Genomic DNA, 26,548 nt, shown 5'->3' on the forward strand with positions numbered 1-26,548 from the left:
CTGACGGAGCTCGTCATCCGCGGATCGGTCGGTCCAGCGCCGCGCTGAAAGGTGCGTTCCTTCGACCGGCCCCTCCCACCGCGCGAGTGTGGCAACCGGTTGACAATAGTTCGGGCTGGTGCTCAACTAGGGGAGTGTCAATGAAGCTGCAGTTGGACTCAGACCGTCTGTTCCCCGTCGATGCCGCCACGCGCGACATCGCCCGAGCTCTGTACGAGCGGGTTGCCGAGCTTCCCATCCTGTCGCCGCACGGGCACGTGGCGCCCAGCCTGCTTCGGGACGATCGATCGTTCGCCGATCCGGCGGACCTGTTCATCGTGCACGACCACTACGTGACCCGCCTCCTGCACGCCGCCGGCGTCGACCTCGACGAGCTGGGCGTGGGGCGCAGCGCACCCGCCGACCCGAGGGAGGTGTGGCGCGCGCTCGCCCGCAACTGGCACCTCTTCATCGGCACGTCGTCCGGGTACTGGCTCACGCACGAGCTCGTCACTCTGTTCGGCGTCGAGGACGAACCGAGTGACGCGACCGCGGACGCCCTCTACGACGCCATCTCCGCCCGACTGGCCACGGACGAGTTCCGGCCCCGTGCACTCTTCGACCGCTTCGGCATCGAGGTCATGGCCACCACGGACGATCCGATGGACGACCTGGCCGTGCATGCCGAGCTCGCGGCAGACCCGAGCTTCCGGGGCCGCGTGCTGCCGACCTTCCGCCCCGACGCCTATCTCGACCCCACCTCGCCGGCGTTCCCCGAGAACGTCGGGCGTCTCACGGAGTCCGCAGGGGCGGCGACCGACGACTTCGCCGGATACCTCCGGGCGCTCGAGGACCGGCGTGCGTTCTTCGTGCAGAACGGCGCCGTCTCGGCCGACCACGGGGTGCGGGAGCCCTTCACCGTCGATCTCGACGAGTCCGCCGCCGCGGAGCTCTACCGCGGCGCGGTGCGCGGAACGCTCACGCCCGAGGAGTCGCGTGTCTTCAGCGGGCACATGCTGCTGCAGATGGCTCGCATGAGCGTGAACGACGGCCTCGTGATGACGATCCATCCCGGTGTGCTCCGCAACCACTCCCGGTCCACCTTCGAGCGGCTCGGCCCGGACACCGGGCATGACATCCCGATGAACACGGAGTACACGAACAACCTGCGTCCGCTTCTGGAGCGCTACGGGCTCGAGAAGAACCTGCACCTCATCCTCTTCACCGTCGACGAGACCGTCTTCTCCCGCGAGGTGGCGCCGCTCGCGGGCTTCTACCCGAGCGTGTTCGTCGGTGCGCCGTGGTGGTTCCTCGACGCCCCCGATGCCATCCAGCGGTTCCGCTCCGCGGTCACCGAGACGGCGGGCTTCTACCGCGGTTCCGGGTTCATCGACGATACAAGAGCGTTCCTCTCCATTCCCGCTCGGCATGACATGGCGCGTCGGCTCGACGCGGCCTTCCTCGCCCGGCTCGTGCGCGAGGGTCGCGCCTCCGAGGCGCAGGCCGAACGCATCATCGTGGACCTCGTCGACAGCGTGCCCCGGAAGGCGTTCAAGCTGTGAGCTCGGCGACCCCGCCGCCCGGTGACGCACCGATCCGCCTCACCCGGGCCGGCCTCGCGGAGCGCGACGGACGAGACGTGCCGAAGGCACCCGTGCGCATCGTGCACCTCGGCCTCGGCGCATTCGCCCGCGCGCACCAGGCCTGGTTCACGGGACGGGTCGATCCCGACAACGAGTGGGGCATCGCCGCCTTCACGGGGCGCAGCGCGACGGCCGCCGATGAACTCGCCCCGCAGGACGGCCTGTTCACCCTCGTCGAGCGGAGCGCCACGGCCGACCGGGTCGAGATCGTGACGAGCATCGTCGAGGCGTACGACGGGGCCCGCCTCGATCGCCTCGTCGACCTGCTGGCGGCACCGCCCACCGCGCTCGTCACCCTCACCGTGACGGAGCCGGGGTATCGGCTCACGGCGGACGGAGAACCGAACGCGTCGGACGACGCGGTGATCGCCGACATCGAGGCGTTGCGTGCGGTGTTCTCGGACGCGGCGTCCGACCTCGGGGGCGCGGACTCCCGGCCGGGCGGAGGACCGCGCACGGTCCTCGGTCGCCTCCTCCTCGGCCTCGAGGCCCGCAGACGTGCAGGAGCGGGGCCGCTCGCCGTCGTTTCCTGCGACAACATCCCCGACAACGGACCGTTCGTGCGGTCCGGCGTACTCGGGCTCGCCGCGCTCACCAGCCCGGATGCCGAACGCTGGATCGCCGAGAACGTGTCGTTCGTGTCCACGTCCGTCGACCGCATCACCCCGAAGACCACCGATGCGGACATCCGCACGGTCACGGAGCTCACCGGCTGGCTGGACGCCGCTCCGGTCGTGACGGAGCCGTTCACCGACTGGGTGCTGAGCGGGGCGTTCCCTGCCGGACGGCCGAACTGGGAGGATGCCGGCGCCCGCGTCGTCGATGACATCGAACCGTTCGAGCGGCGCAAACTGTGGCTCCTGAACGGATCGCACAGCCTGCTCGCCTACGCCGGAACGCTTCGCGGCCATGACACGGTCGCGGCGGCGGTGGCGGACCCGGTCTGCCGGGCGTGGGTGAACGAGTTGTGGGACGAGGCCGTGCGACACCTGCCGACGACGGGACTCGACCTCGACGACTACCGCGCCGCGCTCCTCGACCGCTTCGACAACGCCCGCATCGAGCATCGGCTCCTGCAGATCGGCGCGGAGGGCGTGACCAAGCTGCGCGTACGCTTCGCCCCCGTCGCCCGAGCCGAGCGCACCGCGGGGCGGAGCGCCGCCGCGTGCGCCAGGGCGATCGGTGCGTGGATCGCCCTCCTCCGCACCGGCAGGGATCTGCCCGACGCCGAGTCGGTCGCCGTCCGCGCGGCACTCGACTCGCCCGACGAGACCGTCGATCGTGCCCTGCTGGAACTCATCGACCCGGCCCTCGCCGAGGATGCCGACTTCCTGACCCTGGTGACCGCCGCGGTCGCCGACTTCGCCGCCCCCGACGAGAAACAACCGAAGGAGACCACCCCGTGATCATCGATTCCGCCGAGGTAATCGTCACCAGCCCCGACCGCAACTTCGTCACCCTGAAACTGACGACGGACGACGGCCTCACCGGGCTCGGCGACGCCACCCTGAACGGCCGCGAGCTCGCCGTGGTGAGCTACCTCACCGAGCACGTGGTGCCGCTCCTGATCGGGCGGGACGCCCACAACATCGAGGACACCTGGCAGTTCCTCTACCGCAGCGCGTACTGGCGCCGCGGACCGGTCACCATGGCAGCGATCGCCGCCGTCGACGTGGCGCTCTGGGACATCAAGGCCAAGGCCGCCGGGATGCCGCTGTACCAGCTGCTCGGCGGCGCCTCCCGCACGGGCCTCCTCGCCTACGGCCACGCGTCGGGCAAGACGCTCGAGGAACTGTTCGACAGCGTGCGGGAGCACCAGGAGGCGGGCTACAAGGCGATCCGGATCCAGACGGGCGTCCCGGGCCTCAAGTCGATCTACGGCATCGCGTCGAACGCGACCTTCGAGGGCAACACCGGCGTGCGGTACGACCACGAGCCGGCGCAGCGCGGCGCGCTCCCCAACGAGGAGGACTGGGACACGCGCAGCTACCTCCGGCACGTGCCGACGGTGTTCGAGGCCGTGCGCAACGAGTTCGGGCCCGAGATCCCGCTGCTGCACGACGGTCACCACCGGATGACGCCCATCCAGGCCGCCACGCTCGGCAAGTCGCTCGAACCCTACGACCTGTTCTGGCTCGAGGACTGCACGCCGGCCGAGAACCCCGAGGCGCTGCGGCTGGTGCGCCAGCACACCACCACTCCGCTCGCGATCGGCGAGATCTTCAACACCGTGTGGGACTACCAGCAGATCATCCGCGAGCAGCTGATCGACTACGTGCGGAGCGCTGTGACGCACACCGGCGGCATCAGCCACCTGCGCAAGGTGCTGGACTACGCGGCGCAGTACCAGATCAAGTCGGGCATGCATGGGCCGACCGACATCTCCCCGGTGGGCATGGCGGCGGCGATGCACCTCGGGCTCGCCATCCACAACTTCGGCATCCAGGAGTACATGGCGCACGGCGACAAGACGAACGCGGTGTTCGAGCAGTCGTTCACCTGGGAGAACGGCATGCTGCACCCCGGATCGAAGCCGGGCATCGGCGTCGAACTCAACGTGGACGAGGCGGGCAAGTACCCGTACGCGAAGGCGTACCTGCCCTACAACCGCCTCGCCGACGGAACCGTGCACGACTGGTGATAGCCGTGCACGACGGGTAGAAGCGCCTACCGGAGGTCGTGGAGGTCGGGCCGCTCGAGCAGCTCGACCTCCACGCCGTCGGGATCCCGCACGATGCCGAACCGCCCCTCGCCCACGTCGAGCGCACGGGGCGTGCCGCGCTCCGGGGTGACCCCGACGGCCGCGAACGCCGCGAGCGCATCGTCCAGGTCGTGCACCCGGAGCCCGAAATGCGGGAAGATCGGGCCGGGGATCGGCGTTGCGCGGTGCTGCAGTTCGAGCACGTCGTAGTCGCACGCCAGGTAGGTGAGGGTGAGGCCGTCGTCCCGGACGATCTCGGTCACGTCGGACAGCCCGAGCAGCTCGCGGTAGAAGCGTTTGGCCGTCGCGAAATCGTTCGCCACCAGCGCGTAGTGGTCGAATGCGGCCACCAGAGGATGCTCGAACGGCTCGACCCGCATGTGCAGATCGCGTTCGAGCAGCTCCACCCGCGCCCCGTTGGGATCGGACAGGAAGGCGAGCCGGCCGACCCCCGTGCCCGCGACCCGGGGCTCCACGAGCGGAGCGCAGCCGAAGTCGAGAAGGGACGCGAAGTCACGGTCGAGATCGTCGGTGGAGAACGCCAGGTGGGTGATGCCGAACGTCTCCTCCTCCGGCGGGTCGGGGCGGTACAGCAGCTCGATCATCCCGCCGTGCAACTGCAGGTAGACCACCGACGTGCCGGTGGCGGGAATCACGCCCTCGAACACGATGCGGGCTCCGAGGACGCCGCGATAGAAGTCGAGCGACGCGGTGAGGTCGCGAACGACGATGCCGAAATGGTTGAGCTCGTGGATCACGGGGACGGTCCTTCCGGGTCGGGGATGCTGCGGGGCTCGAGGTGGATCCGCCTGCCCTCCTCGGCCGACGAGTAGGCGGCGTAGATGACGTCGATGACATCGGTGGCGAGCTCGAGGTCGGCGAGCGGCCGGCGACCGGTGGCGACGCACTCGACGAAGTCCTGCATCTCCTGCGGGTACCCGCGCAGCCAGTCCTCGTCGGGCGAGGCGGAGATCCAGCCGGTGCGGCTCTCGATCTTCTCGTGCAGGTACTCGTCGCCGAAGGCGGCGCTGTCCGGGGTGTAGGCGAGGAGGGCGTTGCTCGGCGTCATGTTGGCGTGGTAGGCGCCGTTCGTGGTGTACACCTCGAAGGTGTTGCGCACGCCACCGAGCATGGCGAAGGATGCGGTGATCACGGCCCGCGTGCCGTCGCTGAAGGCGAGCACGACGTTCGCCCAGGTCTCCACGTCGTGCCAGTCGGAGACGAGCCAGTCGTGTCCGCCCGCACGGGAGGCGGCGGACTCGTGCAGCCTGGCCGTGTCGGCCGTCACCGAGACGACGGAGACCGGCGACGAACCGAACTCGGCGGCCTCGAAGCGCTTGAGGTGCAGCGCCGCACCGATCGCGTGGGATCCCAGCATGAGGAGGGCACCCCCACCCGCCGTGTCCCGGCGCCTCGACCGGGGCGCGTGCGATCCGCTGTGGCTCTCCTCGGCGCGCAGGTCGAGGATCCTGCCCCGCGACGCGGCCAGCAGGCGCTTCGTCTTCGCCATCGCCGGCGCGTACACCCAGTTCTCCGCGTACAGGAAGTGCACGCCCGCCTGCTCGACCGCCGCCGCGATCTCGGCGGCGGACGCGAGAGCCCGGTCCCGCTCCGCGCGCGCCCGGGCCGACCCGGTGAGGTCGCTCGACCCGAAGGCCCCGGTCAGCGGTTTCTCGCAGATCACCGACTTGCCGGCACGTGCCGCCTCGATCGCGATGGGCGCGTGGGACGCATTCGGCACGCACACGCACACCACGTCGATGCCGGGATCCGCGAGCAGTTCGCGATAGTCCGCGTAGACGGTCGGCACGGAGTGCTCGGAGGCGAATCGCTCCGCGCGGTCGCGCCGGATGCCGGCCACCGCGACGAACTCCACGCGAGGGCCGGTCGTGCGTCGGAGCGCCTCCGCATGCAGGGCGGCGGAGAACCCCGACCCGATGAAGCCGACGCGCACGGTGCTTCCGCGCGCCGCGTCCGACGACCCTCCGAGGGTGCTCACATCGCGTCGGCGAGGTAGCGGGCGAAGTGCGGCACCGCGATCTCGGCGTCCTCGATCTCGGGGTGCCAGGCCTTCTCCCACTCGAAGTGCACGAAGCCGGCGTAGCCGTTGCGCTGCAGCACGCCGAGAATGTCGAGCAACGGCACCGTTCCCTCGCCCGCCAGAGCGAAGTCGAAGCCGTCGGCATTCGCTGCATTCGAGTCCTTCATGTGCACGTGCCGGATCCGGTCGCCGAGCTTCGACCAGGTGTAGTCGGGCGACTCGCCGTGTCGGTAGGTGTGCAGCGTGTCCCACAGCACCTGCAGCGCGTCGCCCGCCCCGCGCGCGAAGAGGTCGAGGATGCTCTCCGACGTCGAGAAGTCGTCGTGCGACTCGAGCAGTGTGGTGACGCCCTCGGCGGCGGACTCCTCGGCCACCGCGCCGAGCCCCGCGGCGATCGCGTCGAGCACGCGCTCGCGGTCGTCCTCGGGGGCGATCGGGCCCCCGAACACCCGGATGAACGGCGCGCCGAGCCCCGCGGCGATGCGCACGTTGGCGCGGGCGTTCGCGCGCTCCGCCTCCCGAGCGGATTCGTCCAGCGAGCTCTGCCGCACGCTGGTGTCGACGCAGACGACGGAGAGTCCCGCATCGGTGAAGCGGGCGCGCGTCTCCGCAAGACGGGCGGGGGAGAACTCCTCGAGCGTCGGCAGGTCCACCTCGCCGCGGACGAAACGGAGCTCGATGCCGGTGTACCCGCTCCGCGTGGCGAGGGAGATGATGCCGTCGAGGTCGTAGTCGGGGCACGCGAGCGTGCTGAAGCCGATGTTGAACGCCATACGCGCGTCCTCCTGATGTCGTCGTCGAGCGGTCGGGGTGCGCGACGCAGGCGGTTTCGCGCGCGTCGGCGGCCCGATCAGTCTGCAACCGATTGCCACCGGGCGTCAAGGTCTCGCCGCCGCTCCGGTTCTCGCTCCGCGCTACCGATAGTTCTCCCCGCCACACATACAGCGGGAGCGGGGAAGGGGTGCCGGAGCGGGGACGGGCGGGCACGGTGACGGGCAGGGGTTCGGGAGCAGGAGCGGGGACGGCGCTCCGGGCATGTAAACTCGGGGACTGAACTTCGGCGAGGGATGCGAAGGTCGCCGGAAACGGCGACGGCATCCGTTATCGACGCGGTGGACGAGGCTCGCAGGTCTTTCCTCACGCGCAATGCGTTCGAGTTGAACACCCAACCACTATGCGAGCTTCCGGCTCGCCAAGGAGTAGATCATGGCAGAGAACAAGGTCGTCGCGGAGCTCCGCGACTCATTCGGCAAGGGCGCGGCGCGCAAGCTCCGTGCGGTGGGCAAGGTCCCCGCGGTCATCTACGGTCACGGCACCGACCCGCGTCACGTGACGCTCCCCGGCCACGAGATGATGCTCATCATGCGCAAGGCGAACGCCGTGCTGGAGCTCGACATCGACGGCACCCCGCAGCTCGCGCTGGTCAAGGACGTGCAGAAGGACCCCGTGCGCCAGATCATCGAGCACATCGACCTCATCGTCATCCGCCAGGGTGAGCGGGTCGCGGTCGACGTGCCCGTGCACGTCGAGGGCGAGTCCGCTCCCGAGACCATCTCGAACCTCGACCAGACCAGCATCTCCATCGAGGTCGACGCGATCCGCATCCCCGAGAACGTCGTCGTCAGCGTCGAGGGCCTCGAGGAGGGTGCTCACATCGTCGCCGGCGACGTGGCCCTCCCGGACGGCGCGACCCTGCTCACCGACCCGGAGACGCTCGTCGTCTCGGTGTCCGTGCCCCAGCTCGACCTCACCACCGACGCGGTCGACGAGCCCGCCGAGGGCGACGAGGGCGTGGAGATCGAGGGCGAGGGCGGCACGTCCGACGAGACCGTCGACGCCGACTCGGGCGAGTCCACCTCCGAATAGCACTCCGGAAGGGCCTGCCGGGTCTCGTCATCGTGTTCACCGCGATGCGAGCCGGCGGGCCCTTCCGTTCGTTCGGGAAGCGGCACGCACGGAAGGGAGAGAACATGGAGCAGGAGACCTGGCTCGTCGTCGGCCTGGGCAACCCCGGATCCGGGTACGCGGGCAACCGGCACAACGTGGGTCAGATGGTGCTCGCCGAGCTGGCGGACCGTCTCTCCGCATCCTTCCGGTCGCATCGCACCAACGCGTCGGTCGCCGAAGGCCGCACGTATGCGGCCGGTCCGAAGCTGGTGCTCGCCAAGCCGAACACGTTCATGAACGTGTCGGGCGGGCCCGTCGCCAATCTGCTGCGGTTCTACTCGCTGCCTCCGGAGCGCCTGATCGTCGTGCACGACGAGCTCGACATCCCCTTCGACTCCCTCAAACTCAAGTTCGGCGGCGGCCACGGCGGGCACAACGGCATCCGCGACATCCTCGCCGCCCTCGACACCGGGGACTTCACCCGCGTGCGGGTGGGCATCGGACGCCCGCCCGGCCGGCAGCCCGCGGCCGACTTCGTGCTGCGCGACTTCGCCGCGGCGGAGCGCCAGGTGCTGCCGAGCGCACTGTCCGACGCGGCCGACGCGGTCGAGGCCATCGCCGCGGACGGACTCACCGCGGCACAGCTGCGCTTCCACACCGCGCGGTCCTGATCCCGTTTCGGCGTACCCTTAGTCGATCGCCGAAGGCGCAACGAAAAGGATCGACACACATGATCGTGCACCGACTCACCGTCGAGGGGCGGGACTACTTCCTCCCCGAGCCCGTCACCCAGCTCCGCGATGACATCCTTAAGGCCATCCGTGCTGGCGGCGGCTACGTGAACATCCCGCCGCTCCGCTCCGGTCCCGGCGTGGACATCCTCTTCTCTCCTGGCATGCCGGTGCTCTGGACGCAGCTCGATGTGGGTGGAGACGACGAACCGACGAAGCAGGACGATGACGACATCCGACTCGGCGTCGATGCGTACTGACCCGGCTTCCGCCCGGATGACCTGGAGGGACCGCTCGGCATGACCGCTGGGACCGTCGACGTGCTCCGCCGGAACAACGTGCAGGTGCTCGGCAACCCCGAGGGGCGGCCGATGCTGCTCGCGCACGGGTTCGGCTGCAGCCAGGAGATGTGGCGCCTCATGGTGCCGCACCTCGAAGACACCTACCGCATCGTGCTGTTCGACCAGGTCGGCGCGGGGGACTCCGATCTGCGCGCGTACGACCGGGGCAAGTACGACTCCCTGCACGGTTACGCCGACGACGTGCTCGAGATCCTCGACGAACTGGATCTGACGGATGTGGTGCTCGTCGCGCACTCGGTGAGCGCGATGGTGGGCGTGCTCGCCGCCAACCGCCGACCGGAGCGCTTCGGTGCGCTGGTGCTCGTGGGGCCGTCGCCCCGCTACCTCAACGACACGGGGTACGTCGGTGGCTTCACCCAGGCGGACATCGACGGACTGCTCGACGCCCTCGACTCGAATTACCTCGGCTGGTCCGCGACGATGGCGCCCGTGATCATGGGCAACGCCGAGCGACCCGAGCTGGCGATGGAGCTCACCGCCAGCTTCTGCCGCATCGACCCGACGATCGCCCGGCACTTCGCCCGCGTGACGTTCCTCTCCGACAACCGCCGCGATCTCTCCGCGGTGCGCACGCCGACACTGGTGCTGCAGTGCAGCGAAGACCTGATCGCTCCGATGACCGTCGGCCAGTACGTGCACCAGCAGATCCCGGGCAGCACGATGAGGGTGCTCAACGCCAGGGGCCACGTGCCGAACCTCTCCGACCCCCTGTCGGTCGTCCGCGAGATCCAGGACTTCCTGGCGTGACGACTCCCGCTGCTCGCTCCGACGGGGAGCGCCCGGCTGCGCGCGAGGATTCCTTCGAGGAGTTGTACGCGACCGCGCCCTGCGGGCTGCTGTCCACCACCTCCGACGGTGTGGTGGTGACGGTCAACGACACCCTGCTGCGGTGGATCGGTGTCGCCCGCGACGATGTGCTCGGCCAGCAGTTCACCGACCTGCTCGACTCGGGCAGCCAGCTCTTCTACGAGACGCGTTACCAGCCCGTCCTGCAGTTGAAGGGCGAGGTGCGGGAGGTCGCGCTCGCTCTGCGCCGGCCCGGCCGGGATCCCCTCGCCGTGCTCGTCAATTCCGACCTGGTGACCGACGCGACCGGGTCTCCGGTGCACGTGCGTACGGCGGTGTTCGACTCCACCGCCCGCAAGGGCTACGAACGGGAACTGCTGCTCGCCCAGCGGGCCGCCGAGTCCTCCGAGGCGCGAGTGCGGGTGCTGCAGGACGCGTCGAGCGCCTTCGGGTCGAGCTCCACCGACCGGGCGCTGTCGCGGGCACTCGTGTCGAGCGCGCGCGACGCGTTCGCGGCGGCGGCCGCGGCGGTGCTCCTGGCCGACGACTCGGACATGCTCACGGTGTCCGCCGGGTCGCACCCGCTCGACCAGTCCGTGCCGCTCGGTGCGGCCCGGCCGGAGACTGACGCGATCCGACGTTCCGAGGTGCTCACCTTCCCCACCCTCGACGACCTGCGAGCGGCGTACCCGGAGTTCGGCGAGCGCCTCGCAACGACTCGATACGAGGCGATGACGGTGGCCCCGCTGATCAACGAGGGTCACCCGCTCGGGGTGCTCGTCGCGTTCTTCGGCAGGCGCCGCACCTTCGACGACCGGGAGGTCGAACTGCACGAGGCGCTGGCCCGTCAGGCGGTTCAGGTGTTCGGCCGACTCCGGCTGCAGAACGAACTGGTGCAGCTCGCGCTGCACGACCAGCTCACCGGGCTCGCGAACCGCACCCTGCTGCACGAGCAGCTCGACCGCGTGCTCGTCACCGCCCAGCGAAACCTGCGGGCGATGGCGCTCATCTTCCTCGACCTCGACGGCTTCAAGGCCGTCAATGACAATCTCGGCCACGCCACGGGGGACACGGTGCTGCGTACGCTGTCGACCCGGATGGAGGCCGCGGTGCGTCGCAGCGACATCGTCGGCCGGTACGGCGGTGACGAGTTCGTCATCATCTGCGAGGACACCGACGAGGATGCCGCCCGACGTGTTGCGGAACGCATCCGCGCCGTCGTGAGCGAGTCGGTGGAGGTCGCCGCCGGATACGCCATCAGTGCCAGCGTGGGCGTGGCGCTGTACTCGGCGGTGCTCGGCACGGCGGTGACCGCCGAGCGGATGTTCCACCTCGCCGACGACGCCATGTACGAGTCGAAGAGATCGGGCAAGGACCGGGTCACGGTCGTCCGGGCGACCTGACCGCGACGGCGCCTCCCGTGTCGGGAGCAGCGCGTAGGCTTGCGCGGTGATCCTTTCGGGCTTGATTACTGCGCTTTCGCGCGCCTCCACGTTCCGCGACGCGCTCGCCTACTCGGGCCGGGACGCGGATTTCTCCCTCACCGACGGGCTGCGCGCCCCGCTGCTCGGGGCACTGCTCGCCCGCCGCGCCGTCGAGAGCGGGGCGGGCACCGCCGCCGTCTCCGTCCCCGGCTGCCTGTTCGCGCTCACGGCGACCGGGCGCGAGTCGGAGAGCCTGCGCGAGAGTCTCGCCGCGGTCGCGCCGTCCGCGGAGATCGTCGAGTTCCCCGCCTGGGAGACCCTCCCGCACGAGCGTCTCAGCCCGAGCGCCGAGATCGTCGGCAAGCGCCTGCGGGCGCTCCGCCGGCTGAAGGAGTGGGACGAGGCCAGGCTGTCCGGCGCTGCCGACCTGCATCCGCTCATCGTGGTCGCGTCGGTGCGCGCCGCCCTGCAGCCGGTGGCCGACAACCTCACCGACTACGCACCGATCTCCCTCACGGTGGGGGACCGGGGTGCCGACCTCCCGTCCATCGCGCGGGGACTCGTCGATCTCGCCTACGCCCGCGTCGACATGGTGACGCGACGCGGGGAGTTCGCCGTTCGCGGCGGCATACTCGACGTCTTCCCGTCGTTCGCCGACCACCCCGTGCGGGTGGAGTTCTTCGGCGACGAGGTGGACCAGATCCGCGAGTTCTCGGTGGCCGACCAGCGATCCCTGCCCGACGACATGCGCACCGTGGAACTCGGCGCCAGTCGCGAGATGCTGCTGACCCCCGCCGTGCAGCAGCGCGCCCGCGAGATGCGCAGCGAGTTTCCGAGCCTGTCGACCATGCTCGAGAAGATCGCGGAGGGCATCCCGGTCGAGGGCATGGAGAGCCTCGCGCCGGCGCTCATCGACCGGCTCGTTCCGGTGACGCACTACCTGCCCGAGGACTGCGCCGTGGCGGTGATCTCGCCCGAGCGGGTGGCCACCCGGGCCATCAGCCTCGCCGAGACGAACCGCGAGTTCCTGTCCGCCGCCTGGAACGCCGCCACCGCCGGCGCCGAGTCGCCGATCGACCTGGCGTCGGGCGACTTCCTCAGCCTCGGCGAGCTGCGCTCGACCAAGGGGAATCGTCCGTGGTGGACGCTCAGCCAGTTCCAGGCCACCGACGTGCTGCCCGAAGACCTCGAGATCGACGAGGTGCTGACCGTGCGCATCGACGCCGAGACCGTGCCGAGCTTCACCGGCAACGCGTCGGGGGCGATCGAGCACGTGGCCGACCGCCTGAAGAACGGCTGGAACGTGGGCATCGTCGCGCACGGTGCCGGTCTCGTGGAGCGGGCCGCCGACCTCCTCGCCGAGCACGAACTGCCCGCCCGCATGGTGGACGACTTCCCGGAGGAACCGGAACGCGGAATCGCCTACCTCGTGAAGGCGGGACTGGCCGCCGGCTTCGAGCTGACCGAGACCAAGCTCGCCGTGCTCACCGAGGCCGAGTTCTACGGACGATCGGCCGGCTACGACTCGCGGCAGGTGAAGAAGCTCGCCACCCGACGGAAGAACGTGGTGGACCCGCTTCAGCTCTCGGCCGGCGACTTCGTCGTGCACGCCACGCATGGCATCGGCCGCTTCGTCGAGATGGCGCAGCGCGAGGTGTCGACGGGCGGCCGCAACGCCGTGAAGCACAGCCGCGAGTTCCTCGTGATCGAGTACGCACCCAACAAGCGCGGGTACCCCGCCGACAAGCTCTTCGTGCCCACCGACCAGCTCGACCTGCTCAGCCGCTACGTCGGGGGAGAGGCGCCGACCCTGTCGAAGATGGGCGGCAGCGACTGGGCGGCGGCCAAGGGCAGGGCGCGTCGTGCGGTGCGGGACATCGCCGTCGAACTGGTGAAGCTCTACTCCGCCCGGATGGCGAGCAAGGGACACGCGTTCCCGCCCGACACCCCGTGGCAGCGCGAGCTCGAGGAGGCCTTCCCGTTCGTCGAGACCCCCGATCAGCTGCAGGTCATCGACGAGGTCAAAGCCGACATGGAGCGTCCCATCCCGATGGACCGCCTCGTCTCCGGTGACGTGGGCTTCGGCAAGACGGAGATCGCCGTGCGCGCCGCGTTCAAGGCCGTTCAGGACGGCAAGCAGGTGGTGGTCCTCGTGCCCACCACCCTCCTCGTGCGCCAGCACCTCGAGACGTTCACCGAGCGATTCGCCGGCTTCCCCATCCACCTCCGCGCGCTCAGCCGGTTCCAGACCGATCGCGAGGCGCGGGAGACGGTGAAGGGTCTCGAGGACGGGTCCATCGACATCGTCATCGGCACCCACCGGTTGCTCACCGACAAGATCTCCTACCGCGACGTCGGCCTCGTGATCATCGACGAGGAACAGCGCTTCGGTGTCGAGCACAAGGAATCGCTCAAGAAGCTGAAGAACAACGTCGACATCCTCGCCATGAGCGCGACGCCGATTCCGCGCACGCTGGAGATGGCGGTCACCGGCATCCGGGAGATGTCGACCCTCGCGACACCGCCGGAGGAGCGGCACCCGATCCTCACCTTCGTCGGCCCCTACAGCGAGCGCCAGGTCGCGGCGGCCATCCGTCGCGAGCTGCTGCGCGAGGGGCAGGTCTTCTTCGTGCACAATCGCGTCTCGAGCATCAGCCGCATCGCGAGCCAGATCGCCGAGCTGGTGCCCGAGGCCCGGGTGGCGGTGGCGCACGGCCAGCTGCCGGAGCACGTGCTCGAGCAGGTCGTGGTCGACTTCTGGGAGCGCAAGTTCGACGTGCTCGTGTCGACCACCATCATCGAGACCGGCCTCGACATTGCGAACGCCAACACCATCATCATCGACCGCGCCGACAAGTACGGCCTCAGCCAGCTGCACCAGCTGCGCGGCCGGGTGGGCCGTGGTCGGGAGCGGGCGTACGCCTACTTCCTCTACGACGCCGACAAACCGCTGTCCGAAACGGCGCACGACCGGCTCGAGACCATCGCGGCGAACAACGAGCTGGGATCCGGCATCCAGGTGGCGCTCAAGGACCTGGAGATCCGCGGCGCCGGCAACCTGCTCGGCGGCGAGCAGTCCGGACACATCCAGGGCGTGGGCTTCGACCTGTACCTGCGGATGATCGGCGAGGCGGTGTCCACCTTCCGCGGCGACGTGGCCGAGGGGCAGACCGAACTGCGACTCGAGCTGCCCGTCGACGCGCACATCCCCGAGGAGTACGTGGACAGCGAGCGCCTGCGCCTCGAGGCCTACCAGAAGCTCTCCACCGCGAGCGCGCCCACGGCGGCCGACGACCAGATCGACCTTGTACTCGACGAGCTCACCGATCGTTACGGCGAACCCCCGGCCGAGGTGGCGAACCTCATCGCCGTGTCGCGGCTCCGCCGCTTCGCGCAGAAGGCGGGACTCTCGGAGGTCGTCGCGATGGGACCGAACCTGCGGGTGGGACCGGCGCACCTCGCCGACTCGATGCAGGTGCGCCTCCAGCGCATGTATCCGGGATCCAAGATTTTCGCTCAGACGAGCGTCGCCGCCATCCCCCTGCCGAAGTCCGGCGGTGAGGTGCTGGCCGATGCCGACCTCATCGTGTGGGTGAGTTCGTTGCTCGAGGCGGTCTTCGCGCCCGTTCCCGCTCCCGCGACCTCATGACGAACGATCCCGCTCCGACCCCCGCCCCGGCCACCCGGCTCGACGAGCTCGTCGAGGTCATGGCGAGGCTCCGGGGTCCGGGCGGGTGCCCGTGGGATGCCGACCAGACGCACGAATCCCTGGTCACCTATCTCGTCGAGGAGACGTACGAACTCGTCGAGGCCATCGAGACCGGTGATCGCGACGCGATGCTGGAGGAGCTCGGCGACGTGCTCTACTCGGTGCTGTTCCACGCCGACATCGCCGCGAACACCCCGGGCGAGGACTTCGACATCCAGGACGTTGCGGAGCGGATGACCGCGAAGATGGTCGGTCGCCACCCGCACGTCTTCGGCGACACCGAGGCGCACACCGCCGACGACGTCGTGGGGTTGTGGGACGAGCTGAAGGCGCGGGAGAAGCCGTCGCGGAGCAGCGTGCTCGATGGCATACCGCAGGCGATGCCGGCTCTGGCGCTGGCCGACAAGGTGATCGGCCGCGCCGGGAAGGTCGGAGTCCTCGTTCCCTCGGCGGGTGCGGTCCCGACCTCGGAGGACGAGCTCGGTCCGCTGCTGCTGTCGATCGTCGCGTCGGCTCGCTCCGCGGGGCTCGATGCGGAGCGGGCGTTGCGCGCCGCCGTGCGGACTCTTCAGCGGGAGATCCGCGATCAGGAGGCGGGGTCGAACGCTCCCGGCGCATGAGGCAGGACACGTGATTAGGGTGGCACCAGCAGTTCCGAAGCTTTCGGTCCACAACGAGGAGTCCTCTTGGCGCGAAAAGCAAATCCGAACCGCAGGGTGGTGTTGTTAGAGGGCATCACCGAAGCGTTGTTCACCCGCTCGATCGGTGAGATCTCGTTCCGCTCGCTGGCCGAGTCGCTCGGGGTGAGCACGTACACGCTCGTCTACCACTTCGGCACCCGCGAGGAGCTGCTGAAGGCCATCCTCCAATCGGTCACCGACCGGCAGAACGACGCGCTCGGCCTGGTCGACGCCCACCACTCGACCGTCGAGGCGTTCATCGAGTCCTTCCACACGGCCTTCGCGATCATGGTCGACCCGGCGAACCGCCAGCTCCAGCGCATCGAGTTCGAGGCCGCGATGATGGGCGTCATGAGCCCGGACCTGCTGCCGATCGCGCGGGGCACCTTCGACCTGTGGCTCGACGTGTCCGCCGAGGCGCTGCGGGGCCTCGGCCTCTCGGCGGAGCCCGCCCACGACAGTGCGCGTTTCATCATCGACGCGATGTACGGGCTCAAGTACGACCTCGTGCTCACGGGGGACACCGCACGGGTCCGATGCACCTTCGACTCGGTGCTCACCGAGTATCGCGAGAAGGTCGTCCGACAGCTCTCGCAGGAACCCGGGGGCACCGCGCCGCGCGACTGAGTCGCGTCAGGCGATCCGGCTGCCCTTCGGCAACTTCCTCGCGGGCGTGCGGGTGCGGGACGTTCCCCAGAGCAGGGCGCCGGCGCCGAGGAGCACGTGACTGGCCAGTCCCACGAACCAGGTGGGCACCGTGCGGTCGTACACCTGCTCCGGCGTCTCGTACTCGCCCATGCCCTTGGCGTCGTACATGGCGCACTCGTCGATCGTCACGTCGAGGTCGGGCGGGATCTGCGCGGAGCGGACGCCCGACGCGATGGCACCGAAGAGATCGGTGGGATTCCCGTTGCGGTCGAAGCTGCCGGCCGCCGCATCCGCAAGCACCAGATAGGGGTTCGCCGCCAGCACCCCCCAGTAGTAGTCGTAGCGGGGCTGGGTCGAGGTCGTGATCATCGGGTCGAGGCAGGGCGGCGGGCCGTCGAACTGCGGCCCTGCGCCGAAGTCCGTTCCGGCCTCGTAGTCGATGCCGATGTACGTGGTCTTCATCGGGGACTGCGTCGCCGCACCGCCGAGGGTGAACACGATGAGGGTGCCGATGCTGAGGGCCGCGACCGCGAGGTAGGTGGTGACCACCGAGAACAGCGGGCGGGGGATGACGCCGGACAGGCCCACGCCCAGTGCCGCGACCACCCCGAGCTCGATGGCGAGCACGATCACCGCCGTGACGATGGTGTCGGCCGCGACCGCCCCGAGCGCCACGGAGAAGATCAGGAAGGGCAGGGCGACCACGAGGAACGCCAGTGCGGCGGTCCACGCGGCGAGGAACTTGCCGAGCACGAGCTGCCCTGTGGACACGAGGGTGACCTGGGTCGTGGCGAGGGCGCCGGCGTCCCGGTCGCCGTTGATCGCGTTGCCGCTGAGCGCGGGTGCCACCAGGGTCCCGAGCAGGAGCACGAGGAAGATGATCGTGGAGAACAGGTAGCCGCCGCCGGTGTTGGCGTAGGAGATGCTGAGCCACAGCATCAGCGTCGCGCCCGCCACGACGAGGGCGAAGGTGCCGAGCAGCACGTACCAGGCCACGCCGCGCACGCGCTGCCGGAGTTCGAGGCCGAGGACGGTGCCGAGTCCGCCGAGGAAGGTGCTCACGACTCCTCCGTTCTGCGCAGGTCGAGGAAGGTGTGCTCCAGGTCGCCCACGGCCGGCGCGAACGACGAGATGGATGCCCCCGACGCCACGAGCGCCGACAGCAACGCCGCTGCATCGGCCTCTCCGCTCACCGAGACGAGCGTACCGAGCGCGTCCACCGACACCCGGTCCGGCGGCACGCCGACCGTGCGGAGGGCCGCAGGCAGCCTGCTTGGGTCGACGCTGCGGATGCGCCACTGCCGGGTGCTGGTACGCGTGGCCGCGATGCGGTCGGCGGATGCGGTGGTCCCCGCCTCCAGATACACGGCGGCGGTGGCCATCTCGTCGAGTTCGGAGAGCACGTGGCTCGAGACGAGAATCGTCCGTCCCTCGGCCGCCAGGCGGGACACGAGCACGCGGAGATCGACGCGCGCACTCGGGTCGAGCCCCGACGCCGGTTCGTCGAGCAGCAGCACCGACGGGTCGTGCACGAGGGACCGGGCCAGGCTGAGGCGCTGCTTCTGGCCGCGCGACAGCACGCGGGTGGGCTGATTCGCCAGCTCATCGAGGCCGACCAGGCCGATCAGCTCCGACGCCCGGGTGGCCGACGTGGCACGGTCGAGGCGGTGGAGACGGCCGGTGATCTCGAGGGTCGCCCGCACGCTGAGGGTCGACCAGGAGCCGAGGATGTCGGGCATCCAGCCCATCCGCGCCCGCACCTCGGCGGGGTGGGTCACCGGGTCGAAACCCGCCACGCGAATGCTGCCGCCGTCGGGTCGGAGCAGGGTGGCCAGCATGAGCAGCAGCGTGGTCTTGCCCGATCCGTTCGGACCGATCAGGGCGGTCACCGCCCCGGGCTCCGCGGTGAAGGTCGCGGACCGCACGGCGTGCACGCCGCCGAACGACCGGCTCACGCCCGTGACCGTGATCCCCTCCGACAGCGCGGCTCGGTCGGGCGGGATGTCGGCGGGCGGGGCGTTGGTCACGATGGCGCTTTCCGGGAAGGGGAGTGTGCAGCGGTGCCGCCGGGCGGTGCCGCTGTCCTCACGATAGGACGCCGGGTGCCGGGTCCGCGTCATCCTGCCGGGGGAAAATGCGCGGGGATCGACAGCCGCTCGGGGGATCTGGAACGCTGGTCGCATGTGGATCGGCTGGATCGAGTTCGACCTCCTGCTGGGTGACGTGCACTCGCTCAAGGAGAAGCGCTCGGTCGTCCGGCCGCTGATCGCCGAACTGCGGCGACGCTTCGCGCTCACCGTGGCCGAGGTCGATGCGCTCGATCTGCACCGGCGGAGCGGTATCGGCGTCTCGGTGGTGGCCGCCGATCCGGCGCACGTCGTCGAGCTGCTCGACTCGGTGGAGCGCTTCGTGGCGGCGCGACCGGAGGTCGAGCTGCTCTCGGCGCACCGTCGCATCCTGTCGTCCACCGACGAGTGACGCGTCGGCCCTGGGCACCGGGGCATCCCTGTCAGAATGAACCAATGGCGTCGATCACCCCTCCCCGCGGCATGCGCGACTTCCTTCCGGCCGAGAAGGCGAGGCGCGAAGGCGCACTCGCCGTGATCCGCCGGACGTACGCCGCGCACGGGTTCGACGAGATCGAGACGCCGGTGATGGAGGACGTGCAGCGACTGCACTCCGGCCTCGGCGGTGACAACGAGAAGCTCGCCTTCACGGTGCTGAAGCGTGCGCTCTCCGGCGACGAGTTGCGCGCCGCCGCGGACGGCGGCGACGTCCTCGCGCTCGCCGACCTGGGGCTGCGCTTCGATCTGACGGTGCCGCTCGCTCGCTTCTACGCGTCTCACCGCGCCGAGCTGCCGACCGTGTTCCGTTCGGTGCAGATCGCGCCGGTGTGGCGTGCGGAGCGACCGCAGAAGGGGCGCTACCGCCAGTTCATGCAGTGCGACATCGACATCATCGGGGAGTCGGGACAGCTCGCCGAGGCCGAGCTCATCACCGCGACCGCGGCAACGCTCGAGGCCCTCGGACTCAACGGCTGCACCATCCGCATCAACGACCGGCGCATCCTGTCGAGCCTCCTGCACCACTGCGGATTCGATCCGGCACGCCACGCGTCGGTGCTCGTCACCATCGACAAGCTCGACAAGATCGGCGTCGAGCGCGTGGTCGAGGAGCTCAGCGAGCAGGGAGCCGACGCGGCAGCGGTGCTCGGCGGCATCCTCGACGCGCTGGAACCGCACCTCGCCGACGGGGGAGTGGCGCTGACCACCGAGGCCATCGTCGGGATCCTCCCCGCGGGCATCGATCCCGACGCGGTCGCCGACCTGGAGACCCTCGCCGGCGCGCTCGGCTCGCTTCCCGAAGGCGTCCGGTTGCGCTTCGACCCCACGCTCGTGCGGGGGATGGGGTACTACACCGGCACCATCTTCGAGGTGGCGCACCCCGAATCGGGCAGTTCGGTCGGCGGCGGCGGGCGCTACGACGGGATGATCGGACGCTTCCTCGGTTCCGACGTGCCGGCCTGCGGCTTCTCGATCGGCTTCGAACGGGTGGTCGACCTCGCCGAGCTACCGCCGACCGCGGGAGCGGACTCGGTGGCGCTGGTGTACGACCCCGCCACGCCGGTCGCGGTGCTGCTCTCATTGAAGAACGCGCTGTTGGCGGAGGGGCGCCGCGTGCGCCTGGAACGCCGTCCCAAGAACGTGAAGCCGCTGCTCGCCCAGCTCGCCGCGTCGGGGTTCGCGTCGGTCGCCTTCGTCGACGCCGGTACGTCCGACGCCTCGGCGCTGGAGTTCCGCCCCCTCGGCGCCCCCGCCCCCTGAGCCGCCGCCCGACCCTGCGCCTGTCGGAAGGACGTAACTGGACTTCGAACGACCCTTCGACAAGCTCAGGGTCCGTGTTTTCGTCCGCATACGGTCCCTGAGCCTGTCGAAGGGACGCGACGGGGATGCGGGACGGCCCTTCGGCAAGCTCAGGGTCCGTGTTTTCGTCCGCATACGGTCCCTGAGCCTGTCGAAGGGACGCGACGGGGATGCGGGACTGCCCTTCGGCGAGCTCAGGGTCCGTGTTGTGGTCCGCATACGGTCCCTGAGCCTGTCGAAGGGACGCGACGGGGATGCGGGACGGGCCTTCGGCGAGCTCAGGGTCCGTGTTTTCGTCCGCATACGGTCCCTGAGCCTGTCGAAGGGACGCGTGGACGCGGGACGCCCCTTCGACAAGCTCAGGGTCCGTGTCGTGGTCCGTGCACTCGACGAGCTCAGGGTCCGTGCACTCCTCGCGACACCCGACGGGCGGCCGCGGGCGGCGCCGCCCGCGGCGGGCCGTCAGTAGACTTGCCAGCGGCACGGCGGCCGACCGTCCGCCCACCCCCGAACTGTCCCGCACGTCCACGACCAGCACATCCCCGAACCAGCACTAAGGAGACACCGATGGCACTCATCGAAGCTGTAGGAGCCCGCGAGATCCTCGATTCGCGCGGCAACCCGACCGTCGAGGTCGAGGTCCTGCTCGACGACGGCGTCGTGTCGCGGGCGGCCGTGCCGTCGGGCGCGTCGACCGGCGCGTTCGAGGCCTACGAACTGCGCGACGGCGACAAGGGTCGCTATCTCGGCAAGGGCGTGCTCACGGCCGTCGCCTCGGTGTACGACGAACTCGGCCCGGCAGTCGAGGGTCTCGACGCCGCCGACCAGCGCCTCATCGACGCCACCCTCCTCCAGCTCGACGGGACCGAGAACAAGTCCCGTCTCGGCGCCAACTCGCTGCTCGGCGTGTCGCTCGCCGTGGCCCGCGCGGCCGCCGACTCGGCCGACCTGCCCCTGTACCGCTACGTCGGCGGTGCGAACGCGCACACGCTCCCCGTCCCGCTGCTCAACATCATCAACGGCGGATCCCACGCGGACAACGACGTGGACATCCAGGAGTTCATGGTCGTGCCGCACGGCGCGTCGAGCTTCGCCGAGGCGCTCCGCTGGGGTGCCGAGACGTACCACGCCCTCAAGTCGCTGCTGAAGTCGAAGGGTCTTGCGACCGGCCTCGGGGACGAGGGTGGCTTCGCCCCCAACCTGCCCAGCAACCGCGCCGCGCTCGACCTCATCGTCGAAGCGATCGGCAACGCCGGGTTCACCCCCGGCAAGGACATCGCGCTGGCGCTCGACGTGGCTGCGACGGAGTTCTTCTCCGAGGGCGCCTACCAGTTCGAGGGCAAGCAGCTCTCCGCGACCGACCTCAGCGCGTACTTCGCGCAGCTCGTCTCCGACTACCCGCTGGTCTCCATCGAGGACCCGCTGGAGGAGGAGGACTGGGACGGCTACCAGCACCTCACCGCCGAGCTCGGCGGTGAGGTGCAAATCGTCGGTGACGACCTGTTCGTGACCAACCCCGTGCGTCTCGCCAAGGGCCTCGAGCTCGGCGTCGCCAACTCGATCCTCGTCAAGGTCAACCAGATCGGCACGCTGACCGAGACGCTGGATGCCGTGAGCCTCGCCCAGCGCGCCGGCTACACCGCCATCCTGTCGCACCGTTCCGGCGAGACCGAGGACACCACCATCGCGGACCTCGCCGTCGCCACCGAGGCCGGCCAGATCAAGACCGGGGCGCCTGCACGCAGCGAGCGGGTCGCGAAGTACAATCAGTTGCTGAGGATCGAAGAGGAGCTGGCAGACGCCGCCACCTACGCCGGTCGCAACGCCTTCCCCCGGTACAAGGGCTAGGCCCCGAGCTAGCGCGAAGCAGCACGGATGCGGGCGGGGAGGCTTCGGCCCTCCCGCCCGCAGTTCTTTCCCCGACACACGATCCGCCGCACGGAAGGGGGCACATGAGGCCGTTCACGAAGCGCCGCGACCGCGACGAGACCGAGCGTGTTCCCGCCGCCTTCTCCTCCGGGAACGAGGCCACCGGCAACTGGCTCCGCAGCATCCGCTTCTCCGGATTCTCGATCATGGTGCTCTCGCTCATCGTGCTGTTCATCGTCGTGCTCGCCCCCGGGCTCAAGATCTACCTCGAGCAGCGGCAGCAGGTGGCCGAACTCGAGGCCGCCGTGGCCGCCCAGGAGGCGGAGATCGACTCCCTTCAGGACGAGCGCGCCCGGTACAACGACCCGGCCTACCTCAAGGCGGAGATCCGCGACCGCCTCTTCTACGTGATGCCGGGCGAAACCTCGTTCCTCGTGATCGACGACCTGGGCGAGGTGGCGTCGGCCGAGACGATGCCCGTGAGCGAGAACCTCCAGGAGACGCGCGTGGACTGGGTCTCCACCCTGTTCGGGTCGGTGATGACCGCGGGTCTCAGCGACGTGCCGCCGGACGAGCTGACCACGACAGAATCGACACCCGGATGAGCACCCCGCCCTTCGATCCGCCGAGCGCCGAGGACATCGCGCTGGTCTCGGCGCAGCTCGGCCGCCCGGCCCGCAACGTGCTCGGCATCAGCGCGCGCTGCGTGTGCGGTGCCCCCACGGTGGTCGCGACGGCGCCCCGCCTCAGCACGGGTGAGCCGTTCCCCACGCTCTACTACCTCAGTTCACCGGCGGCGACCGCGGCGATCTCGCACCTCGAGGCCGAGCACGTGATGGTCGAGCTGCAGGACTCGCTCGCTGACGACTCCGACCTCGCCGACGCCTACCGCGCCGCCCACCTCGCCTACCTCGCCGACCGCGAGAGCATCGAGGTCGTGCCGGAACTCGCCGGCATCTCCGCGGGTGGAATGCCCACGCGCGTGAAGTGCCTGCACGCCCTCGCCGCGCACGCGCTCTCGGCCGGACCCGGCGTGAATCCCATCGGCGACCTCGCCCTGGAGCGTGCCGACTGGTCACCGACCGTATGCCGGTGCGCCGTCTATGACGACGTGTAGCAGCCGACGACCGTCGGACCCCCGGTGCGCCTGATGCGCGCCCGCTTGCGGATCTGGGCCGCCGTCGTGGTCACCGCGCTCGCGACCGTGCTCATCCCGTCGGCGGCCGCGGCGGATCCGGTGCGCGACCGCCAGTACTGGCTCGACGCCTACGGTTTCCGCTCCGCCTGGGAGGTCACCCGAGGGGAGGGCGTCACCGTCGCCGTCATCGACACCGGTGTGGTCGGCTCGGTGCCCGAGCTGGCCGGCGTCGTCCGCGGAGGGGTCGACGTCAGCGGCATCGGATCGCTCAACGGGCAGACCCCGGTGGGCCAGTCGAGCGGCCACGGCACCCTCGTCGCCTCGCTCATCGCCGGCCGCGGCACGGGCGACGGCAGCGGCGTGCTGGGTGTCGCCCCGGAGGCCTCGATCCTCTCGGTGTCGGTCGCGCTCGGCGCGGGCGCCCGCGACTCCGACGACCAGATCGCGGCGGCGGTGCGCTGGGCGGTCGACAACGGCGCCGACGTCATCAACATGTCGCTGACCCGCAACTCCCTCGACTGGCCGGAGAGCTGGGACGACGCCTTCCTGCATGCCGCCGAGAACGACGTCGTGATCGTCGCCGCCGCAGGAAACCGCGGCAGCGGCACCGCGGAGGTGGGCGCACCCGCCACCATCCCGGGCGTCGTGGCGGTGGCCGGGGTGGACCGGGACGGGCGCGCGAGTTTCGACGCCTCGTCGCAGGGCATCACGATCGCCGTCGCCGCGCCGAGCGAGGAGCTCGTCGGTGTGATGCCCGACGGCAGCTACGTGCAGTGGAGCGGTACGAGCGGTGCCGCGCCGCTCGTCTCCGGTCTCGTGGCGCTCATCCGCGCGTCCCATCCGGAACTCGACGCCGACAACGTGGTCAACCGGCTCGTCCGCACCGCCACACCGGCGGGAACGAGCACCCCGGACAGCATCTACGGATACGGGCTCATCAACGCCGCGGCTGCCGTGCGCGCGCCCGTCGAGCAGGTGACCGGGAATCCGGTGGGCGACCTGAGCCTCGCGGAGTGGGTGCGGCTGTACCGGCGCGCGGATGCCCCGCCTGTTCCGCAGGCGACCTCCGTCCCGCCGCCGCGGGTGGAGCAGGCTCCGCCCGCCCCCTACGATCCCGCGACGGCGGTGCCCCCCGGCGTGCTCGACCTGCTGCCGTCGGCGCTCGAACTGCGCACGTTCGGCGTGCCGGCTCTCTTCTTCGCGGGCTTCGGCGCGGTCCTCGCTCTCCTTCTCGTCGCCGCGGTGCGGCATTTTCGTCGCGTTCTGCGAAAGTAGTACCCTTTACTCAGTCCATCCACGCTTAGGAGCTATTCACCGTGCCCAGAATTCTCATCGTCGGCGGCGGCTATGCCGGCTTCTACACCGCCTGGAAACTCGAGAAGTGGCTGCGCCCCGGCGAAGCCGACGTGACGCTCGTCGACCCGCTGCCCTACATGACCTACCAGCCGTTCCTGCCCGAGGTGGTCGCCGGATCCGTCGAGCCGCGCCACGCGGTGGTGTCGCAGCGTCGTCACCTCGACAAGACCACGTTCATCACGGCCAAGGTCACCGGCATCAACCACGCGACCAAGACGGCCACGATCGAGCCTGCCGTGGGTGAGCCCTACCCGTTCGAGTACGACATCATCGTCGTCACCGCGGGATCCGTGTCGCGCACCTTCCCGATCCCGGGTGTCGCCGACGAGGCCATCGGCCTGAAGACCATCGAAGAGGCCGTCGCCATCCGCGACCGCATCCTCGCCAACTTCGACCGCGCGGCCACGCTCCCCGCGGGTCCCGAGCGCGAGCGACTGCTGACCTTCGTCGTCGTCGGCGGCGGCTTCGCCGGCATCGAGGTCTTCGCGGAGATGCGTTCCCTCGCGAGCGCGCTCATCAAGCGCTACCCGACCATCACCTTCGACGACACTCACTTCCACCTCATCGAGGCGATGGGTCGCATCATGCCCGAGGTGTCGCTGGAGACGAGCCACTGGGTGCTCAAGAACCTCGCCGAGCGCGGCGCCAACGTGCACCTCGACACGCAGCTCAAGTCCGCCGTCGGCGGCGTCATCGAGCTGTCGACCGGTGAGTCGTTCGAGTCGGACACCATCGTGTGGACCGCCGGTGTCATGGCGTCGCCGATGCTGAAGAACACCGACCTCCCGATCGAGGAGCGCGGTCGCCTCCGCGTGCGTCCCGACCTCCGCGTCGAGGGCGACGAGGGAATCGTCCCCGGTGCCTGGGGTGCCGGCGACGTGTCCGCCGTGCCCGACCTCACCGGGAAGGGCGTCGGCGGGTTCTGCGTGCCGAACGCTCAGCACGCCGTCCGTCAGGGCAAGCTCATGGCGAAGAACGTCGTGGCGTCGCTGCGCGGCGAGGGCCTCGAGGACTACAAGCACGACAACCTCGGCGCCGTCGCCGGTCTCGGAATCGGTGTCGGCGTGTTCCAGTCCGGCAAGATCGCCATCAAGGGTCTCCCGGCGTGGGTCATGCACCGCGGCTACCACGGTCTCGCGATCCCGACCGTCGAGCGCAAGGTGCGCGTCTTCCTCGGCTGGGTGAACAACTTCGTGCTCGGCCGGGACATCGTCTCGCTCGAGGCGCGGGAGCGTCCGCGTCTCGCCTTCGAGACGTTCGCGTCGCGTCCGCGTCCGGCTGCCGGTTCGCCCGAGGCTCCGGCCGGTGGCTCCGCCACCGTCTCCGACACGACGCAGGACAAGCTGCCCGGCGCCGACGGCGTCTCCGCCCCGGTGTACGCGAACCCGGCCTAGTAACGCCGAACGCAGTTCCGACGGGGACCCGAAGCCGCACCGGCTTCGGGTTCCCGTTTTCGGTCCCGGGCTGAATAGTGCCGCTTGAGAGGCGCACGGCGCACGGCGTCCACGGACGGCCGCCGTCGGCGGCCCGCCTAAACTGGTCGGAGCCGCGCCCGCCCGCGTCGGCGCCCCCGTAGCCCAACCGGCAGAGGCAGACGACTTAAAATCGTCCCAGTGTGGGTTCGAACCCCACCGGGGGTACCGCGATCCTGCCGCCGCTGCCGCCGCCTCGTCGCGCTCGCCCGTCCGGTTGAAGATCCCCGTTCTGGGGTACGCGTCGTGTCCTCATTTC

The 26,548-nt window shown here is 70.0% G+C and carries 23 protein-coding genes and 1 tRNA gene; 19 read left to right on the forward strand and 5 right to left on the reverse strand.

The genetic code is table 11. The features are described from left to right. Positions 1–140 precede the first annotated feature (140 nt). The 3 genes from uxaC to manD are packed head-to-tail and all read left to right on the forward strand — an operon-like array spanning position 141 to position 4,263. Entirely contained in the window at positions 141–1,541 is a 1,401-nt protein-coding gene (gene uxaC, locus EY822_RS10300; protein WP_150308180.1) for a glucuronate isomerase, read from the forward strand. After that, positions 1,538–3,028, forward strand: coding sequence for a mannitol dehydrogenase family protein (locus EY822_RS10305; protein WP_227497197.1), 1,491 nt, complete (start codon positions 1,538–1,540; stop codon positions 3,026–3,028). Before uxaC ends, EY822_RS10305 begins: the two co-directional genes overlap by 4 nt. Next, positions 3,025–4,263: a D-mannonate dehydratase ManD gene (gene manD, locus EY822_RS10310; protein ID WP_150308181.1), complete on the forward strand. Its 1,239-nt coding sequence runs from the start codon at positions 3,025–3,027 to the stop codon at positions 4,261–4,263. Before EY822_RS10305 ends, manD begins: the two co-directional genes overlap by 4 nt. A gap of 26 nt (positions 4,264–4,289) precedes the next feature. Here the strand turns inward: manD and EY822_RS10315 are convergent, their stop codons facing one another. Genes EY822_RS10315 through EY822_RS10325 form a run of 3 tightly spaced genes read right to left on the reverse strand, consistent with a single transcriptional unit; the run spans position 4,290 to position 7,137 of the window. Next, complete coding sequence (locus EY822_RS10315) at positions 4,290–5,081, reverse strand: VOC family protein (RefSeq protein ID WP_227497198.1); 792 nt, start codon at positions 5,079–5,081, stop codon at positions 4,290–4,292. After that, positions 5,078–6,322 (reverse strand): Gfo/Idh/MocA family protein, encoded by a 1,245-nt coding sequence (locus tag EY822_RS10320; protein ID WP_227497199.1) that lies wholly within the window; start codon positions 6,320–6,322, stop codon positions 5,078–5,080. Before EY822_RS10320 ends, EY822_RS10315 begins: the two co-directional genes overlap by 4 nt. Then, positions 6,319–7,137, reverse strand: coding sequence for a sugar phosphate isomerase/epimerase family protein (locus tag EY822_RS10325; RefSeq protein ID WP_150308183.1), 819 nt, complete (start codon positions 7,135–7,137; stop codon positions 6,319–6,321). The genes EY822_RS10320 and EY822_RS10325 overlap by 4 nt, the downstream gene beginning before the upstream one ends. Before the next feature lie 433 nt (positions 7,138–7,570). Here EY822_RS10325 and EY822_RS10330 point away from each other — a divergent pair, with 433 nt between their 5' ends. From EY822_RS10330 to EY822_RS10365, 8 genes are all read left to right on the forward strand, one after another. Beyond that, a complete protein-coding gene (locus EY822_RS10330) occupies positions 7,571–8,230 on the forward strand; it encodes a 50S ribosomal protein L25/general stress protein Ctc (RefSeq protein WP_150308184.1) in 660 nt (219 codons plus the stop codon). Positions 8,231–8,334: 104 nt separating this feature from the next. After that, on the forward strand, positions 8,335–8,922 hold the full coding sequence (gene pth, locus EY822_RS10335; RefSeq protein WP_150308185.1) for an aminoacyl-tRNA hydrolase: 588 nt from the start codon (positions 8,335–8,337) through the stop codon (positions 8,920–8,922). Positions 8,923–8,981: 59 nt separating this feature from the next. Beyond that, positions 8,982–9,242 carry a hypothetical protein gene (locus EY822_RS10340; protein WP_227497200.1) on the forward strand — a complete coding sequence of 87 codons (261 nt, stop codon included), beginning with the start codon at positions 8,982–8,984 and terminating at the stop codon, positions 9,240–9,242. A 39-nt stretch (positions 9,243–9,281) separates the two neighbouring features. Next, a complete protein-coding gene (locus EY822_RS10345; RefSeq protein ID WP_150308186.1) occupies positions 9,282–10,091 on the forward strand; it encodes an alpha/beta fold hydrolase in 810 nt (269 codons plus the stop codon). Next, positions 10,088–11,533: a sensor domain-containing diguanylate cyclase gene (locus EY822_RS10350; protein WP_150308187.1), complete on the forward strand. Its 1,446-nt coding sequence runs from the start codon at positions 10,088–10,090 to the stop codon at positions 11,531–11,533. The genes EY822_RS10345 and EY822_RS10350 overlap by 4 nt, the downstream gene beginning before the upstream one ends. Before the next feature lie 46 nt (positions 11,534–11,579). After that, positions 11,580–15,203, forward strand: coding sequence for a transcription-repair coupling factor (mfd, locus tag EY822_RS10355; protein WP_150308188.1), 3,624 nt, complete (start codon positions 11,580–11,582; stop codon positions 15,201–15,203). Next, a complete protein-coding gene (locus EY822_RS10360) occupies positions 15,200–15,883 on the forward strand; it encodes a MazG family protein (protein WP_150308189.1) in 684 nt (227 codons plus the stop codon). The genes mfd and EY822_RS10360 overlap by 4 nt, the downstream gene beginning before the upstream one ends. Before the next feature lie 66 nt (positions 15,884–15,949). Next, positions 15,950–16,570, forward strand: a complete 621-nt coding sequence (locus EY822_RS10365; protein ID WP_150308190.1) for a TetR/AcrR family transcriptional regulator — start codon at positions 15,950–15,952, stop codon at positions 16,568–16,570. A 6-nt stretch (positions 16,571–16,576) separates the two neighbouring features. Here EY822_RS10365 and EY822_RS10370 read toward each other — a convergent pair whose 3' ends face one another. Together EY822_RS10370 and EY822_RS10375 are read right to left on the reverse strand one after the other, a co-directional pair. Then, on the reverse strand, positions 16,577–17,653 hold the full coding sequence (locus EY822_RS10370) for an ABC transporter permease (RefSeq protein ID WP_150308191.1): 1,077 nt from the start codon (positions 17,651–17,653) through the stop codon (positions 16,577–16,579). After that, positions 17,650–18,621, reverse strand: coding sequence for an ABC transporter ATP-binding protein (locus EY822_RS10375; RefSeq protein ID WP_227497324.1), 972 nt, complete (start codon positions 18,619–18,621; stop codon positions 17,650–17,652). The genes EY822_RS10370 and EY822_RS10375 overlap by 4 nt, the downstream gene beginning before the upstream one ends. Positions 18,622–18,772: 151 nt before the next feature. Between EY822_RS10375 and EY822_RS10380 the strand changes: the two genes are divergently transcribed. From EY822_RS10380 to EY822_RS10415, 8 genes are all read left to right on the forward strand, one after another. Beyond that, positions 18,773–19,069, forward strand: a complete 297-nt coding sequence (locus tag EY822_RS10380) for a DUF503 domain-containing protein (protein ID WP_150308193.1) — start codon at positions 18,773–18,775, stop codon at positions 19,067–19,069. A 44-nt stretch (positions 19,070–19,113) separates the two neighbouring features. Beyond that, positions 19,114–20,415, forward strand: a complete 1,302-nt coding sequence (gene hisS, locus EY822_RS10385; protein WP_150308194.1) for a histidine--tRNA ligase — start codon at positions 19,114–19,116, stop codon at positions 20,413–20,415. Between the two features lie 606 nt (positions 20,416–21,021). After that, positions 21,022–22,302, forward strand: a complete 1,281-nt coding sequence (eno, locus tag EY822_RS10390) for a phosphopyruvate hydratase (RefSeq protein WP_150308195.1) — start codon at positions 21,022–21,024, stop codon at positions 22,300–22,302. A gap of 104 nt (positions 22,303–22,406) precedes the next feature. Further along, positions 22,407–22,928, forward strand: coding sequence for an FtsB family cell division protein (locus tag EY822_RS10395; protein ID WP_150308196.1), 522 nt, complete (start codon positions 22,407–22,409; stop codon positions 22,926–22,928). Next, a complete protein-coding gene (locus EY822_RS10400) occupies positions 22,925–23,440 on the forward strand; it encodes a DUF501 domain-containing protein (RefSeq protein ID WP_150308197.1) in 516 nt (171 codons plus the stop codon). The genes EY822_RS10395 and EY822_RS10400 overlap by 4 nt, the downstream gene beginning before the upstream one ends. 33 nt (positions 23,441–23,473) lie before the next feature. Beyond that, entirely contained in the window at positions 23,474–24,736 is a 1,263-nt protein-coding gene (locus EY822_RS10405) for a S8 family peptidase (RefSeq protein WP_150308198.1), read from the forward strand. 41 nt (positions 24,737–24,777) lie between these two features. Next, on the forward strand, positions 24,778–26,211 hold the full coding sequence (locus EY822_RS10410; protein WP_150308199.1) for an NAD(P)/FAD-dependent oxidoreductase: 1,434 nt from the start codon (positions 24,778–24,780) through the stop codon (positions 26,209–26,211). 172 nt (positions 26,212–26,383) lie between these two features. Continuing rightward, a tRNA-Leu gene (locus tag EY822_RS10415) sits at positions 26,384–26,457 on the forward strand. Positions 26,458–26,548 lie beyond the last annotated feature (91 nt).

This window comes from Planctomonas psychrotolerans (genome assembly GCF_008642235.1).
In the GTDB taxonomy this organism is placed as follows: domain Bacteria; phylum Actinomycetota; class Actinomycetes; order Actinomycetales; family Microbacteriaceae; genus Planctomonas; species Planctomonas psychrotolerans.

Excerpts from the sequence above, each read along its gene's own strand:
- EY822_RS10400 (WP_150308197.1), top strand. The coding sequence starts at position 22,925 with ATGAGCACCCCGCCCTTCGATCCGCCGAGCGCCGAGGACATCGCGCTG.
- pth (WP_150308185.1), top strand. The coding sequence starts at position 8,335 with ATGGAGCAGGAGACCTGGCTCGTCGTCGGCCTGGGCAACCCCGGATCC.
- EY822_RS10395 (WP_150308196.1), top strand. The coding sequence starts at position 22,407 with ATGAGGCCGTTCACGAAGCGCCGCGACCGCGACGAGACCGAGCGTGTT.
- EY822_RS10405 (WP_150308198.1), top strand. The coding sequence starts at position 23,474 with ATGCGCGCCCGCTTGCGGATCTGGGCCGCCGTCGTGGTCACCGCGCTC.
- EY822_RS10345 (WP_150308186.1), top strand. The coding sequence starts at position 9,282 with ATGACCGCTGGGACCGTCGACGTGCTCCGCCGGAACAACGTGCAGGTG.
- EY822_RS10330 (WP_150308184.1), top strand. The coding sequence starts at position 7,571 with ATGGCAGAGAACAAGGTCGTCGCGGAGCTCCGCGACTCATTCGGCAAG.
- eno (WP_150308195.1), top strand. The coding sequence starts at position 21,022 with ATGGCACTCATCGAAGCTGTAGGAGCCCGCGAGATCCTCGATTCGCGC.
- hisS (WP_150308194.1), top strand. The coding sequence starts at position 19,114 with ATGGCGTCGATCACCCCTCCCCGCGGCATGCGCGACTTCCTTCCGGCC.
- uxaC (WP_150308180.1), top strand. The coding sequence starts at position 141 with ATGAAGCTGCAGTTGGACTCAGACCGTCTGTTCCCCGTCGATGCCGCC.
- EY822_RS10360 (WP_150308189.1), top strand. The coding sequence starts at position 15,200 with ATGACGAACGATCCCGCTCCGACCCCCGCCCCGGCCACCCGGCTCGAC.
- EY822_RS10380 (WP_150308193.1), top strand. The coding sequence starts at position 18,773 with ATGTGGATCGGCTGGATCGAGTTCGACCTCCTGCTGGGTGACGTGCAC.
- EY822_RS10325 (WP_150308183.1), bottom strand. The coding sequence starts at position 7,137 with ATGGCGTTCAACATCGGCTTCAGCACGCTCGCGTGCCCCGACTACGAC.
- EY822_RS10340 (WP_227497200.1), top strand. The coding sequence starts at position 8,982 with ATGATCGTGCACCGACTCACCGTCGAGGGGCGGGACTACTTCCTCCCC.